Annotated in this window: 13 protein-coding genes; 5 read left to right on the top strand and 8 right to left on the bottom strand. The window is 67.7% G+C overall.

The window, feature by feature from the left end; all coding sequences use genetic code 11:
- Positions 1–55: 55 nt before the first annotated feature.
- The 3 genes from OG817_RS21050 to OG817_RS21060 all read left to right on the top strand — a co-directional run bounded on the left by OG817_RS21050 (position 56) and on the right by OG817_RS21060 (position 3,472).
- On the top strand, positions 56–871 hold the full coding sequence (locus tag OG817_RS21050; protein ID WP_360447650.1) for an ATP-binding cassette domain-containing protein: 816 nt from the start codon (positions 56–58) through the stop codon (positions 869–871).
- Positions 868–2,169 (top strand): sugar ABC transporter permease, encoded by a 1,302-nt coding sequence (locus tag OG817_RS21055; RefSeq protein WP_396389301.1) that lies wholly within the window; start codon positions 868–870, stop codon positions 2,167–2,169. The genes OG817_RS21050 and OG817_RS21055 overlap by 4 nt, the downstream gene beginning before the upstream one ends.
- 97 nt (positions 2,170–2,266) lie before the next feature.
- Positions 2,267–3,472: a low temperature requirement protein A gene (locus tag OG817_RS21060; protein WP_406057070.1), complete on the top strand. Its 1,206-nt coding sequence runs from the start codon at positions 2,267–2,269 to the stop codon at positions 3,470–3,472.
- Between the two features lie 44 nt (positions 3,473–3,516).
- Here the strand turns inward: OG817_RS21060 and OG817_RS21065 are convergent, their stop codons facing one another.
- From OG817_RS21065 to gcvT, 6 genes are all read right to left on the bottom strand, one after another.
- A complete protein-coding gene (locus OG817_RS21065; RefSeq protein ID WP_406057072.1) occupies positions 3,517–4,599 on the bottom strand; it encodes an ABC transporter ATP-binding protein in 1,083 nt (360 codons plus the stop codon).
- Between the two features lie 19 nt (positions 4,600–4,618).
- Entirely contained in the window at positions 4,619–5,782 is a 1,164-nt protein-coding gene (locus OG817_RS21070; protein ID WP_396389298.1) for an ABC transporter ATP-binding protein, read from the bottom strand.
- The gene (locus tag OG817_RS21075) at positions 5,779–6,771 is read right to left on the bottom strand and encodes an ABC transporter permease (protein ID WP_406057074.1); all 993 of its coding nucleotides are present in this window, start codon (positions 6,769–6,771) and stop codon (positions 5,779–5,781) included. Before OG817_RS21075 ends, OG817_RS21070 begins: the two co-directional genes overlap by 4 nt.
- Before the next feature lie 97 nt (positions 6,772–6,868).
- Entirely contained in the window at positions 6,869–8,629 is a 1,761-nt protein-coding gene (locus OG817_RS21080) for an ABC transporter substrate-binding protein (protein WP_406057076.1), read from the bottom strand.
- A 41-nt stretch (positions 8,630–8,670) separates the two neighbouring features.
- Entirely contained in the window at positions 8,671–9,678 is a 1,008-nt protein-coding gene (locus OG817_RS21085) for an ABC transporter permease (RefSeq protein WP_396389295.1), read from the bottom strand.
- 381 nt (positions 9,679–10,059) lie between these two features.
- Positions 10,060–11,166 carry a glycine cleavage system aminomethyltransferase GcvT gene (gcvT, locus tag OG817_RS21090; RefSeq protein ID WP_406057079.1) on the bottom strand — a complete coding sequence of 369 codons (1,107 nt, stop codon included), beginning with the start codon at positions 11,164–11,166 and terminating at the stop codon, positions 10,060–10,062.
- A 99-nt stretch (positions 11,167–11,265) separates the two neighbouring features.
- On the opposite strand from gcvT, the gene OG817_RS21095 reads away from it, so the two are divergent.
- Positions 11,266–12,759 (top strand): leucyl aminopeptidase, encoded by a 1,494-nt coding sequence (locus OG817_RS21095; protein ID WP_406057081.1) that lies wholly within the window; start codon positions 11,266–11,268, stop codon positions 12,757–12,759.
- On the opposite strand, the gene OG817_RS21100 is transcribed toward OG817_RS21095, so the two are convergent.
- A complete protein-coding gene (locus tag OG817_RS21100; RefSeq protein ID WP_406057083.1) occupies positions 12,748–13,080 on the bottom strand; it encodes a cupin domain-containing protein in 333 nt (110 codons plus the stop codon). The two genes, OG817_RS21095 and OG817_RS21100, sit on opposite strands and share 12 nt — an antisense overlap.
- A 37-nt stretch (positions 13,081–13,117) precedes the next feature.
- Positions 13,118–13,435 carry a hypothetical protein gene (locus tag OG817_RS21105; RefSeq protein ID WP_131350737.1) on the bottom strand — a complete coding sequence of 106 codons (318 nt, stop codon included), beginning with the start codon at positions 13,433–13,435 and terminating at the stop codon, positions 13,118–13,120.
- Positions 13,436–13,590: 155 nt separating this feature from the next.
- On the opposite strand from OG817_RS21105, the gene lpdA reads away from it, so the two are divergent.
- Complete coding sequence (gene lpdA / locus OG817_RS21110) at positions 13,591–14,979, top strand: dihydrolipoyl dehydrogenase (protein WP_406057085.1); 1,389 nt, start codon at positions 13,591–13,593, stop codon at positions 14,977–14,979.
- Positions 14,980–15,038 lie beyond the last annotated feature (59 nt).

Genomic DNA, 15,038 nt, shown 5'->3' on the forward strand with positions numbered 1-15,038 from the left:
GGCAAACGGATCGCCGCGATCATGGCCTGAACGCAAAGCCCAGGAGGCTGATCGAGTGACTGTCACCCCCACACCTGTCCCCGTCGGCACCGGTACGGTGCTGACGCTGCGGGGCGTCTCCAAACGCTTCGGAGCGGTCCAGGCCCTGAAGAACATCGAGCTGGACGTCCGGACCGGTGAGGTGCTGGCCCTGGTCGGCGACAACGGCGCCGGCAAGTCGACGCTGGTAAAGACGATCGCCGGCGTCTACACCGCCGACGACGGCACGATGGTGTTCGACGGCCGGGAGGTGCGGGTCGGCAGCCCGGCCGAGGCGCAGCAGCTCGGCATCGCCACCGTGTTCCAGGACCTGGCCCTGTGCGACAACCTCGACGTGGTCGCGAACCTGTACCTCGGCCGTGAGCTGCGCCGGGGCCGGGTGCTCGACGAGGTCGAGATGGAGCGGTCGTCGTGGGAACTGCTCCGGCAGCTGTCCGCGAAGATCCCGTCGGTCCGGATCCCGGTCGCCAGTCTGTCCGGCGGCCAGCGGCAGACCGTCGCGATCGCGCGCAGCCTGCTCGGTCAGCCGAAGGTCGTGATGCTGGACGAGCCCACCGCGGCTCTCGGCGTGGCGCAGACGGCCGAGGTGCTCAACCTGGTCGAGCGGCTGCGCGAACGCGGCCTGGCCGTCATCCTGATCAGCCACAACATGGCCGACGTGATGGCGGTCGCGGACCGGGTCGCCGTTCTGCGGCTCGGCCGGAACAACGGCGTCTTCGTGGTCAGCGAGACCAGGACGCAGGACATCATCGCCGCCATCACCGGCGCGACGGACAACGCCGTCTCCGAGCGCGCCGCGCGCCGGACACAGCAGGAGGGCTCGGCATCATGACGTTGCACGGATCAGAGATCCGGCCGCAGGACACGCCGCCCCCCGGCACCCCGTCCACGAACGGCACCGACCAACTGCCCGCCGACCTGCAGGACGAGCGGCTGATCGCGAGCCACGGCATCAGCGGCGCCGTCTCGGCGTTCACCGCCCGGCTCCGCTCGGGTGACCTCGGCTCGGTCCCGGTGGCGGTCGGCCTGATCATCATCTGGGCGGTCTTCCAGATCGCGAACGGCTCGTTCCTGTCCAGCCGCAACCTGGTGAACCTCACCCTGCAGACCACCTCGGTCGGCGTCATCGCGCTGGGCATCGTGCTGGTGCTGCTACTCGGCGAGATCGACCTGTCCGTCGGCTCGGTCAGCGGCCTGTCCGCCGCCGTCCTCGGCGTCACTTTCGTCAACCTGGACTGGCCCTGGGTGCTTTCGCTCCTGGTCAGCATCGCCCTGGGGCTCGTGATCGGGCTGTTCTACGGGGCGCTCTACACCCGGTTCGGCGTACCGAGCTTCGTGATCACGCTGGCCGGTCTGCTCGGCTTCCTCGGTCTCCAACTGCTTGTGCTCGGCAAGGAGGGCACGCTCAACCTGCCGTACGACTCCGCGCTGGTCGGATTCGCCGCGCGCAGCTTCCTCTCCCCCGCCGTCGCCTACGGACTGATCGTGGTGGTGGTCGCGCTGTACGTGCTGACCCGGCTGCGCGGCCGAGGCGCCCGCGCGGCCGCCGGGCTGTCGGCCGCCCCCACATCGGTCATCGCCATCAAGGCAGGCGCCCTGGCCGTGGCGCTGGTCGTCCCGGTCTTCGTGCTGAACGGCGATCGCGGTGTCTCGTCGATGTTCCTGTTCTTCCTCGCGCTGGTGGTCGGCACCGATCTCGTCGTCCGGCGGACCCGCTGGGGCCGCTCGGTGTTCGCGGTCGGCGGCAACGTCGAGGCCGCCCGGCGGGCAGGTATCAACGTCCGGATGATCTACCTGTCCGTCTTCGCGGCCTGCTCGACCTTCGCCGCCGTCGGCGGCATCCTCGCGGCGGCCCGGCTGGTCGCGGTGGGTCAGAGCAGCGGCGGCACCGACACCAACCTGAATGCGATCGCCGCCGCCGTGATCGGCGGCACGAGCCTCTTCGGTGGCCGCGGATCGGCGTACTCCGCTTTGCTCGGAGCTCTGGTGATCATGTCGATCTCGAACGGTCTGGCCCTGCTCAGCCTCGATTCCAGCGTCCGCTACATCGTGACTGCCGTGGTGCTTCTGATCGCTGTCACCATCGACTCGCTCAGCCGTCGCAGCCGGCAGGCGCACGGCCGCGCATAGAGACCGGTGGGCTCCTCCTGACCCTGACCGGCGGGAGCCCACCGTTCCAATCGGCGATCGAGGGAAACAGCGCGGGCCGGATGGCAGGATGTGCGCCATGGCGGCATCCAGGAGATCCATCCGGGCGTTGGAGACCAGTGCGGACCAGTCGGTCACCACGCTGGAACTGTTCTTCGATCTCGTCTTCGTCTTCGCGCTGACGCAGATCACCGCGCTGATGGCGCACGACCTGAGCTGGCACGGACTGCTCCGCGGGATCCTGCTGGTCGGGCTGCTCTGGTGGAGCTGGATCGGCTTCTCCTGGCTGTGCAACCTCGTCAAGGCCGACGAGGGCTCGGTCGCCGGCGTCCTGCTGCTGTCGATGGCGGCGATGTTCCTGATCGCACTCGCGATTCCCGAGGCCTTCCATGACCTGCCCGGCGGTCTGCCCGGCCCGGTGGTCATCGCCTGTGCGTACTTCGCCTTCCGGGCGCTGCACCTGGTCCTGTTCTGGCTGATCGCCGACGGCGACCCGGTGCTGCGGCGTACGCTGCTCCGGTTCGCGCCGTCGATGCTCGCCGCTACGGCGCTCCTGCTGATCGCCTCGCAGTACCACGGGAGGACCCAGACGTTGCTGTGGGCGGCAGCTCTGGCAGCGGACTACGGCGGCACCTACCTGATCGACGCACGCGGCTGGCGGTTCCGGTCGGCGGCGCACTTCGCCGAGCGGCACGGCCTCATCGTGATCATCGCGCTCGGCGAGTCGATCGTCGCGATCGGCGTCGGCGTCACCGACCTGCCGATCTCCTGGCCGATCCTGCTCGCGTCCCTCCTCGGCCTGGTGGTGTCCGCCGCGCTCTGGTGGATCTACTTCGACGCCGCCGTGCGGTACGGCGAGCGCGCGCTGGAGAAGGAGCCACCCGAGACCCGTCCCAAGCTGGCCCGCGACGCGTACACGTTCCTGCACCTGCCGATGGTGATCGGGATCGTCCTGCTCGCCCTCGGCCTCAAGAAGGTTCTGGAGTACGTCGGCGACACCGAGCACCATCACCTGGACGATCCGCTGAAGGGCGTCGGTCTCTATGCGCTCTTCGTCGGCGTCGCCCTCTACCTGCTCGGCCATGTCGGGTTCAAGCGCCGGACCATGCACCAGTGGAGCGTGTCCCGGCTGATCACAGCCGCGCTCGTGCTGATCGCCATACCGCTGGTCACGAACGTGCCGGCGCTCGGGCAGCTCGCCGTACTCGCTGCTCTACTGACGGTGCTGGTCGCGTTCGAGACGGTCCGGTTCGCCCAGGAGCGGGACGAGCTCAAGCACCGATGAAGAAGGGCCCCCGCCGAAGCGGGGACCCTTCTGTGCAACGGGTTTCAGGCTGAGACCTCGGCGGTGAGGTCGACCTTCGGCTCCGCGAAGTGGCACGCCGCGGCGTGGCCGGCGGTGGACTGGGCCTTCGCCTCGAGCAGAGGCTCCTGCGTCGCGCAGATGTCCTCGGCCTTCCAGCAGCGGGTCCGGAACCGGCAGCCGCTCGGCGGGTCGATCGGCGAGGGTACGTCGCCGACCAGCCGGATCCGCTCCTTCGGCGGCACACCACGGATGGTGCCCAGGTCCGGAGCCGCGGACAGCAGCGCCTGCGTGTACGGGTGCTGCGGAGCGCCGTAGATCTGATCGCGACTGCCCTGCTCGACGATCTTGCCCAGGTACATCACCGCGACCCGGTCACAGAAGTGCCGGACCACGCCCAGGTCGTGCGCGATGAACACGAACGCGATGCCGAGGTCGCGGCGCAGGTCCTCGAGCAGGTTCATCACCTGGGCCTGGATGGACACGTCCAGCGCGGACACCGGCTCGTCGGCGATGATCACCTCCGGCTCCACCGCGAGCGCCCGGGCGATGCCGATGCGCTGGCGCTGACCGCCGGAGAACTCGTTCGGGTACCGGTTGTGGTGCTCGGGGTTCAGGCCGACCCGCTCCAGCAGTTCCTGGACCCGGTCGAGCTCCTTGCCCTTCTTCACCAGGTTGTGCACGCGCAGCGGCGTACTGATGATGTTGCTGACCGTCTGGCGCGGGTTCAGCGAGCTGTACGGGTCCTGGAAGACGATCTGCAGCTGCCGCCGGAACGGGCGCAGCTCCCGCTCCTTCAGGTGGGCGATGTTCGTGCCCTTGAACAGGATCTCGCCCGCGGTCGGGGTGAGCAGCCGGGTGATCATCCGGCCGGTCGTCGACTTGCCACAGCCGGACTCGCCGACCAGGCCCATACTCCCGCCGGCGTTGAGCTCGAAGCTCACGCCGTCGACGGCCTGGACGACCTTCTTGGTCCGGCCGAGTCCGGCCGCTTCCTTGATCGGGAAGTGCATCTTGAGGTCCCGGACCTGCAGCAGCGGCGTGCCGGAGTCCTTCGCCGTGCTGCCGGACGGAACGCCGTCGACCTTGTGCACTGTGTTGTCGCTCATCTCTCTCCTCAGCCCCCTGTCAGCCCAGTCTCGGCGCGACCTCGGCCGCGTAGATCGTGGCCTTGTCGTGCAGGTGACAACGGGCTGTGTGGGCACCGGCGCCGTCCACCGGCAGCAGCTCCGGCAGGTCGGTGATGCAACGCTCGCCCTTCACCCGGTCCTGGTACGGACAGCGCGGGCTGAAGGAACAGCCGTCGGGCAGGTTCAGCAGGCTCGGCGGCAGACCCTTGATCGGGCGCAGCCGCTCGCTCGCCGCCGACACCGTCGGGATCGACTCGAGCAGACCCCAGGTGTAGGGCATCCGCGGGTTCGCCAGCACGTCCTCGGCGGTGCCGTACTCGACGCAACGCCCGGCGTACATCACCAGCACGTCGTCGGCCATCTCGGCCACCACACCCAGGTCGTGGGTGATCAGCACGATCGCGGAGCCGAACTCCTTCTGCAGGTTGTTCAGCAGGTCCAGGATCTGCGCCTGCACCGTCACGTCCAGAGCGGTCGTCGGCTCGTCGGCGATGACCAGCTTCGGGTCGTTGACCAGACCCATCGCGATCATCGCGCGCTGCCGCATACCGCCGGAGAACTCGTGCGGGTACTGCGAGAACCGGCGCTGCGGGTTCGGAATGCCGACCAGGTCGAGCATCTCCAGAGCGCGCTTCTTCGCCTTGTCCCTGGACACCTTGTGGTGCACCCGGTAGGCCTCGGTGATCTGGTTGCCGACCGTATAGAGCGGGTGCAGCGAGGACTGCGGGTCCTGGAACACCATCGCCACCGCGTCACCGCGGATCTTCATCAGCTCGTGCTCGGACAGGCCGACGATCTCGTCGCCGCCGAGCCGGATCGAGCCGGTGATCCGGGTGCGTTTGCGGTCGTGCAGGCCCATCACGGCCATGCTGGACACGGACTTGCCGGAGCCGGACTCGCCGACGATCGCCAGCGTGCGGCCGAGCGGGACCGAGTAGCTCAGCCCGTTCACCGCGCTGACCAGACCGTCCGCGGTCGGGAACTTGACCGTCAGGTCCTCGACCACCAGGTACGGCGTCTCGCCGCTGGGGTTGATCGAAGCCTGCCGACGCTCACGGGTGGCGACCGACGGGCCACGCTTGGCCGCCGCGGTCGACTGTGACTCGCCAGCTGCGCTCTCGACCATGCTGTCCTTCCGGTCTTCAGGGGCAGGTGTGCTCACGAAAGCCTCACCCGCGGGTCGATCAGGCTGTAGCCGATGTCCACGAGGAAATTCATCGCGACCAGCACGACCGAGGCCACCAGTACGGTGCCCATGATCACCGGCAAGTCGTAACTGTTCAAGCTGTCCAGCACCAGTACGCCGAGGCCGGGCAGACCGAAGATCTTCTCGGTGAAGATCGCGCCGCCGAGGCTGCCCGCGACGTCGAGGCCGAAGATCGTGATCACCGGGATCAGGCCGGACCGCAGCGCGTGCTTGTAGGTGACCACCCGGTCGGACAGGCCCTTGGCCCGCGCGGTCCGGATGAAGTCCTCGCTCAGCGTCTCGACCATGGATCCGCGGGAGTACCGAGCGTAGGAAGTGCAGTTGTAGATACCGAGCACCAGCCACGGGGTGAGCAGGCCGGCAAACCATTTCCCGACGCTCTCCGACGGTGGGGTCCATTCCCCTCGTGGAAGGATCGGATACAAGATGGTCAGGTACAGCGCGATCATCAGCGCCACGATGTAGTAGGGCACCGAACTGACCACCAGCGTGCTGGTCATCAGGGCGCGGTCGCCCAGGGTCCCGCGTCTCTTCGCCGCCATCGATCCGACGAAGACGCCGATGGTGAGTACCAGGACGGCGTAGCCGGCGACCAGAGACACCGTCACCGGGAGGCGGGACTTGAGCATCTCGGTGACCGGGCGGTCGTTCTTGAACGAGAAGCCCAGGCACGGCGCGGCGCAGTGCTGGCTGACGCCGGAGGTGGTGAAGTCACGGCCGGTGAAGATGCCTGCGGTGTACTCCGCGAACTGCTGAACCTTCGGCCTGTCCAGGTGAAGGTTCGCCTTGATCTCGTTGTAGCGCTGCGTGGTGCAGTTGCGCTCGCCGCAGATCGCGCCGGCTGGGTCCGTGGGCGCGACGAAGAACAGCGCGAAGGTCGCGATCAGCGTGACCAACACGACACTGAGCGCGCTGACCAGACGGCGCGCCACGAAGTAGAGCACGGGATTGTCTCCTCACCGATCGGAGTGGTGCCCGGACCGTGATCCGGGCACCACTCCACCGTTCATTGAATGACTACTGCTTCAGAACGGGCCTCGATCAGGGCTGCTTCAGGTAGATCGAGGTGAACTCCGGCAGACCCTGTGTCGGGTCGTTGATCGCGTGCCCGATGTTCTTGCCCATCGGAGCCTCGGTGTTGGAGTAGTACAGCGGCAAGGCCGGGAGGTAATTCTCCAGGATGTCCTTGTCGATCTTCGTCCACTCCGTCAGCTGCTCATCCGGAGTCTTCGCCGAGACCGCGTCGATCTTGGCGTCCAGCGCCTTGTCCTCCAGCTGACCGATGCTGTTGCCCAGGGCGATCGCGTCGGAGCGGAAGAGGACCGGGAACCAGCTGGTGCCGGACGGCCAGTCGGAGCACCAACCGGTCGGCGTCTTGCCGATGTTGACCGGAGCGTCCTGGTTGCCGACGTAGGTACGCAGCTTGGCCTTCGGAACACCGATCGTCTTGACCTTGAAGCCGGCCTTCTCGAACACCTGCTGACGCAGCTGGCTGCTCTGGGTCGAGATCGGGTCGTCGATCGAGAAGTACCAGCTGAGCTCGAAGTTCGCCTTGCCCAGCTTGCCCAGCTCGGACTTGATCTCGGCGGCCACGGCGTCGTCCTCGGCGCCCTTACCAGTTCCGTTCAGACCCGGCAGCTCGTACTTCACGAAGCCCGGGACGGCCGGCGGCAGGATCGTCGACGCCGGCGGGTCGGTGGCCGGGTTCAGACCGGCGACCTTGCGCCACGAGTCGTACGGGTAGGCCTTGGCGATCAGCTTGCGCACCTCGAGCGGGATCTTCCGCGTGTCCATCGGGTAGGTGATGGTGCACGGGGACGGGCCCTTGACGAGCTGCGACTGGTCCTTGACCTCGGCCAGCAGGGTGCTGTCCAGGTTGGAGTAGTTCAGCGCGTTGGCGTCCGGGCCGGAGCTGGCCAGGACCTGACGCTGAGCCTTGATGGTGTCCTGGGCGAACTTGAAGTCCCAGGCGTCGACGTACTGGTGCCGCACCGGGTCGGTGTTCGGGTCCCAGCTCGGGTTCTTCGACAACTTGAGCTCGGTGCCCGGAACGTAGGAGTCGACCTTGTACGGGCCGGTCGACATCGGGCGCTGCTCGTAGTTCTTCTGCGTGTCCTTCGCCTGCGGGATCGGCGTGAACATCGGGAACGCGACGTAGAACGGCAGGTCGTCGAACTTCTTCGCCAGGTGGATGACCAGCGTGCTGTCATCCGGCGTCTCGACACCCGCGTAGTTCGCGCCACCGGCGCCGTACGGGCCCTTGTACTTCTCGCCGTCCTTGAAGAACTGGATCTGGTACGTCGGACCGGCGTCGTACAGGTCGTGGGCGAAGGAGCGCTTGATCGCGTACGCGTAGTCGGCGGCCTTCACCTCCGTGCCGTCCTGGTACTTGATGCCCTTCTTCAGCTTGAAGGTCCAGGTCAGACCGTCTGCCGACTTGGTGCCCAGGTCCTCGGCGAGGTCCGGGACGAGGACCGGCTTGTGACTGTCCCCGTCCAACCGGTACTGGGTCAGCGCCCGGAACATCAGCTTGCTGATCTGGTTACCGTCGGTGTAATAGATGTTCGTCGGGTCGAAGGTGTCCGGCGTGACGTCGGACAGCACCGTGACGGTGCCACCCTTCTTCGCTCCGTCGACTTCCGCGGCCGGGCCCTTCGCAGTGGCGTCAGTCGCCTTTTCCTGGGCCCCACCCAGGTCGCCCTGCCCACCACTGTTAGTTCCGCTGTTCGAGGACGGGCTGCCACAGGCCACGGCGGCCAACATGACCGTCGCCGCGACTGCGGTGATCCGTTTCCACTGCATGATCGGGTTTCTCCTTTTCTGCCGCTGGGGCAATCGCCGAACTACCGGCGAGTCTTGGGGTCGAAGGCGTCCCGGATCGCATCTCCGAGCAGGGCCAGGGACAACACCAAAGTGGTGATCCCGACCACTGGCAACCAGAGGTAGAGCGGGTCGGCCTTGAACCAGTTGGTGGCGACGGCGATCGTCTGACCCCACGAGGGGATCGGCTCGACCAGTCCGACACCGAGGAACGACAGGCCGGCTTCTGCGGTCACATACGCGGGCAACGACAGCGAGGCCGAGATGACGATCGGTGCGACCAGGTTGGGCAGCAGTTCCTTGAACAAGACCTGCCGGGTCGGGACACCGATCGCCTTGGCGGCGAGCACGAACTCACGCTCGCGAAGCGACAGGACTTCACCACGGATGATCCGGGCCAGACCTGCCCAGCCGAAGAACGACAAGACGAAGATCAGAACGTAGAAGCGGATCTGCGCCTGCTCCTGCGGGGTCAGGTTGAACGAACCGCCGCGCATCGACTCGACGATCGGCACCAGCGCGATCGCGAAGAGCAGGTACGGAAGGCTCAGCACGAAGTCGACCAGCCACGAGATGACCCGGTCCACCCAGCCGCCGAGGAAGCCGGCCAGCAGACCCATCACGACACCGACGACGGTGCCGAACAGGGTCGCGAGGAAGGCGATGATCAGCGACGGACGGGCGCCGTACACCCAGCGGGCGAAGCTGTCGCGGCCCGTCTTCGGCTCGACCCCGAACCAGTGGTCGGGACTGAAGGAGATCGTCGGATAGCCGAACTCGTCGACGAGGTCGGTGTGGAAGGTGCTGTAGTTCTGCCCCTCCAGCTTGGTCAGCAGCGGTGCGAACACCGCAATGAGGATGAAGAACACCACGACCGACGCACACGCCACAGCGACCCGGTCCTTGCGCAGCCGGTCGAACGCGATCCGGCTCGGCGACTTGCCGTGCGGCGTCGCAGTGGTCCGTACCGGTTCCGCCGACGCCGGGTGGTCCTCGACACCTACGGTCGAGTCGGGTGACCCAATACTCATTCGCGCTCCGTCAGCTCTGTCAACCGGATTCGGTCTGGTGATCCGGCACATATCGGTGGATATCGTGCCGAGCCTTTGTTCTGTGGGCGGCTCCGTCAAATCCCCTTGACAGCACCGATTCCCCCACAACCGGGCGCAAGCCTGCCTGACACTGTGACACCAAACCAGCGGTGCCCGGCACCAGTGCACAAATCGTTACCGGAACGGGTACCGGAACGGAACATTTGCCCCGTGACGTCACCCTCTGCAGTCATTCGTTCGCAAAATGCGTCGGCACAGCACCGACAGTGTCCAATTTGTGCCAACTTATAACACTCGGTGACGACAGAACACATTCAGTGTCCGGTTGCTCACCGTAGTCACATCTTGGCCCGAGGACCTTCAGCTCTCCCGTACGTGGACGGTGACGAAGGGTGGCTTGACCACATCGAAGGTCTCCTGCCGGCCACGGATGTCGACGACCACCTGGTCGCCTTCCTTCACCGTCGCGTCGAGCAGCGCCAGCGCGATGCCCTTCTTCAGCGTCGGTGAGAACGTTCCGGACTTGACCTCGCCGAGAGTGGTGCCGGACTGGTCCAGCACGGTCATGTGCGGCCGCGGGATCCCTCGCCCGGCGGCACGCAGTCCGCGCAGGATCCGGGCCGGTCCACGCTCCTTCTCCGCGCGCAGCGCCTCGTCTCCCCAGAAGTGCTCCTTCTTCCACCCCACGGCCCAGCCGGACCGCGCCTGCACAGGGGTGATGTCCGGAGTGATGTCCTGACCGTGCAGCGGGTACCCCATCTCGGTCCGCAGCGTGTCCCGCGCACCCAGTCCGGCCGGCACGATCCCGTACGGCGCTCCGGCCGCCAGCAACGCGTCGAACACCGCAACCGCGGCCTGGTTCGGTACGACGAGTTCGTATCCGCGTTCGCCCGTGTAACCGGTGCGGCAGACCACGACCGGCGTACCGGCGAACTCGGCCGTCGTGAAAGACATGTAGTCGTGGCCGATCGGCAGACCGATGGCGGACACCACGTCGTCGCTGTTGGTCCCCTGCACCGCGAGAATCGCGTAGTCGTCGTGGGTGTTGGTCACCACGACGCCCTCCGGCGCGTCCGCCTGCAGCAGCCGGACCACCTCGGCGGTGTTGGCCGCGTTCGGGATCAGGAACACGTCGTCGTCGGCGTGCAGGTAGGCGATCAGGTCGTCGACCACTCCCCCGCGCTCGTTACAGCACAGTGTGTACTGCGCCTGCCCCGGCGCGATCTTGCCCAGGTCGTTGGTCAGGCAGGAGTTCACGTACGCCGCTGCCCCCGGCCCCTTCACTGTCGCCTTGCCCAGATGGCTCACGTCGAAGACCCCTACAGAGGTACGCACCGCGGTGTGCTCGGCGACGACACCGCCGTACTCCAGCGGCATCTCCCAGCCGCCGAACTCGGCGAACTTGGCGCCGAGCGCGACGTGGCGCTCGTGCAACGGGGACTTCTTCAATTCGGCTGACGCGGTCATGGAGCGGAACTTACCCGACGCGTAGCATGCGGAGGCAGCATTCACGTACCGTCACGGCCGGCCGTCTGCCCGGCGCGGTCAAGGAGGACTGAGGATTTCGTGAGCACCATCACCCTGAGCAAGTCGGATGCGGCCGGTGTCAAGACCGACGCCGTGGTCATCGGCGTGGTCAAACTCGGCGGCGGCGTCACCCTGCCCGCCGGCACCGAGTCGCTGAACGCCGCGTACGGCGGGAAGCTGGTGGAGGTGCTGTCCGACCTCGGCGCCACCGGCAAATCCGGTGAGGTCACCAAGGTGCCCGGACCGAAGCCGGGCAAGTCGGCCAGCCTGATCGCGGTCGGTCTCGGCGCGGCCCCCGACGGCGAACTGAAGACCGAGGACCTGCGGGCCGCGGCCGGCACCGGCGTACGCGCCGCGAAGACGGCCCACTCTGTCGCGCTCGCGCTGCCGACGCCGGACGTCGAGTGCATCCGCGCGGTCGCCGAGGGCGCACTGCTCGGCCGCTACTCGTTCACCGCGTACAAATCGGACAGCCCGTCCGACGTCCCCGGCAACCTCATCGTGCTCACCGACCTGGCCCGGACGAAGGAGGCCAAGGCCGCGCTCGAGCGGGCCGAGGTCACCGCCGACGCGGTGCACCAGGTGCGCGACTGGGTCAACACCCCGCCGTCGGACCTGCACCCGGTCGAGTTCGCCGCCCAGGCGCTGAAGCTCGGCAAGGAGTACGGCGTCAAGGTCGAGGTGCTGGACGAGAAGGCTCTGGCCAAGGGCGGGTACGGCGGCATCCTCGGCGTCGGCCAGGGCTCGACGAATCCCCCGCGGCTGGTCCGGCTGAGCTACACGCCGAAGAAGCCGGTGACGCACCTGGCCTTCGTCGGCAAGGGCATCACCTTCGACTCCGGCGGCCTGTCGCTGAAGACCTCCACCGGCATGGTCAGCATGAAGTCCGACATGGCCGGCGCCGCCGCGGTGCTCGGTGCGACCGTCGCGATCGCACGCCTCGGGCTGCCGGTCCAGGTGACCGCGTACGCCGCGATGGCCGAGAACATGCCGTCCGGGTCCGCGGCCCGCCCGTCCGACGTCCTGACCATGTACGGCGGCAAGACCGTCGAGGTGCTGAACACCGACGCCGAGGGCCGGCTCGTGCTCGGCGACGCACTGGTCCGCGCGTCCGAGGACGAGCCTGACCTGATCATCGACGTGGCCACCCTGACCGGCGCCTGCGTCGTTGCCCTGGGCACCAAGGTGGCCGGCGCGTTCGCGAACACCGACACCGCGCGGGACCGGGTGGTCGACGCCGCGCTCACCGCCGGCGAGGCGATGTGGCCGCTGCCGATCCCGGCCGAGATGCTGGACAAGCTGAAGTCGCACTCCAAGGTCGCCGACCTGGCCAACATCACCGGTGAGCCGTGGGGCGGCGCGCTGGCCGCGGCCGCGTTCCTCGGCGACTTCGTTGCTGAGGGCATCGACTGGGTGCACCTCGACGTGGCCGGCCCGGCCTTCAACGACGGCGGGCCGTCCGGCTACACCCCCACCGGCGGCACCGGGTACGCCGTTCGCACGCTGGTGGAGCTGGCCGCCTCAGCGAGCTGAGTAGCGGATTTCGAGCATGGTGCAGCCGTCGGCCGTCGTGTACGGGCCGTGCGGCATCCCCGGCGGCCGGCAGGCGTAGTCGCCGGGGCCGAAGGTCTGCTCGAGGGTGAGATCGGTCAGCGAGCCCTCGAGCAGATAGACCTCTTCGACGTACTCGTGCCTGATGACCCCGGCGCCCGACGTGGTGCCGGGAGCCCATCGGGCCAGCCGGGTCAGGTCGCCGTTCTCGTTGTCGCGGCTGAGCACCTTCTCGGCGATGCCTCCACCCGCGTCCGTCCACTCGAGGTTGCCGGTCGCGAAGAACTCGTGCTGATCCTTCATCTGCACCCACCGGCGCCGTCCGCGGCAGCGGGACGGCTCAGCTCAGTCCGTTCTTCTTCATCCGGGCGTTGTATTCGCGCATGCGAGGCGGGTAGCCGACGACCGCGGCGTCGTACGACGGGATCCCCAGCTTGTTGGCGAAGTTGTGCGCCCACTGGACCGACGGCACCCGCCGCCGCGTCCACTCGCCGTCGATGGCGACCAGCAGCAGGGTGTATTCGGTCACCGCCGTACGCGGCTCGACGAACCCCTCGACTCCCTGGCGGGTCTGAGCGAACTCCCGAAGGTGCGCCTGATCCGGATTCTCCGACCGGCGCATCGTGCCCGGCTTCTGCCGGCGACCGAACCACTTCATAGGCAAAGTATCCCTAACACCACAACCCAGGCACCCAGCGGCACGCCCTGCGACCGGCCCGGCGGAGGCGCCCGGCCGCGGCGGTGAAAAGATGTCGCCGGGCCGAAACCGCGATCCGGGGCCGGCCCGCCGACCAGACGCCCACGGAGGAACCTGTGACGAACACGGCAGACAGCGGTACGACGTACGACCTGGTGATTCTTGGTGGAGGCAGCGGTGGCTACGCCGCCGGGCTGCGGGCCGCCACGCTCGGCCTGTCCGTCGCTGTAGTGGAGAAGGACAAGGTGGGCGGGACCTGTCTGCACCGTGGGTGCATCCCGACCAAGGCCCTCCTGCACGCCGCCGAGGTGGCCGATTCGGCCCGCGAAGGTGAACAGTTCGGTGTCCGCACCACGCTCGAGGGCGTGGACATGGGCGGGGTGAACAAGTACAAGGACGGCGTCGTCGACCGGCTGTTCAAGGGCCTGCAGGGCCAGTTGAAGGCCCGCGGCATCACCGTGATCGAGGGCGAAGGCCGCCTCACGTCGCCGACCACTGTCCAGGTCGGCGACACGACGTACACCGGTAAGAACGTCATCCTTGCCTCTGGCTCGTACTCGCGGTCTCTGCCTGGCCTGGAGCTCGACGGCGACCGGGTGATCGCCAGCGAGCACGCGCTGACGCTCGACCGGGTCCCAGAATCCGCAGTCGTGCTGGGTGGCGGTGTGATCGGCGTCGAGTTCGCCTCCGCCTGGACCTCCTTCGGTACCAAGGTCACGATCGTCGAGGCACTGCCACGGCTCGTCCCGGCGGAGGATGCCGACGCGAGCAAGGCCCTGGAGCGGGCGTTCCGCAAGCGCAAGATCGCCTTCAAGACCGGCACCGCGTTCGAGTCTGTCGCCGTGACCGATACCGGCGTCAAGGTCAGCGTCGCGGGCGGCGAGGTGATCGAGGCGGAGGTGCTGCTGGTCGCGGTCGGCCGCGGACCGAACACGGCCGGTCTCGGCTACGAGGAGGTCGGTGTCGCGCTCGACCGTGGCTTCGTCACCGTCGACCAGACGCTGCAGACCAGCGTGCCCGGCGTCTACGCGGTCGGCGACATCGTGCCCGGTCTGCAACTCGCGCACCGCGGCTTCCAGCAGGGCATCTTCGTTGCCGAGCACATCGCCGGCCTGAACCCGACCCCGATCGACGAGGCCGGCATCCCCCGGGTGACGTACTCCGAGCCGGAGGTCGCGTCGGTCGGTCTGACCGAGGAGCAGGCCAAGACGAAGTACGGCGAGGTCGAGACACTGAACTACCCGCTCGGCGGGAACGGCAAGAGCCAGATCCTGAAGACCTCCGGTTTCGTGAAGCTCGTCCGTGCCAAGGAGGGCGCGGTCGTCGGCCTGCACATGGTCGGCTCCCGCGTCGGCGAACTCATCGGCGAGGCCCAGCTGATCTACAACTGGGAGGCCTACCCGGCCGACGTCGCACCGCTGGTGCACGCCCACCCGACGCAGAACGAGGCCCTGGGCGAAGCCCACCTCGCGCTGGCCGGAAAGGCGCTGCATTTCCACGATTGAGATGGCCGGGCAGCCACTGGACTGTCCGAGTAGGTTTGAGGCCGCGGGGCGTGCGCGTC

It is taken from the genome of Kribbella sp. NBC_00889 (genome assembly GCF_045207705.1).
Classification (GTDB): Bacteria; Actinomycetota; Actinomycetes; order Propionibacteriales; family Kribbellaceae; genus Kribbella.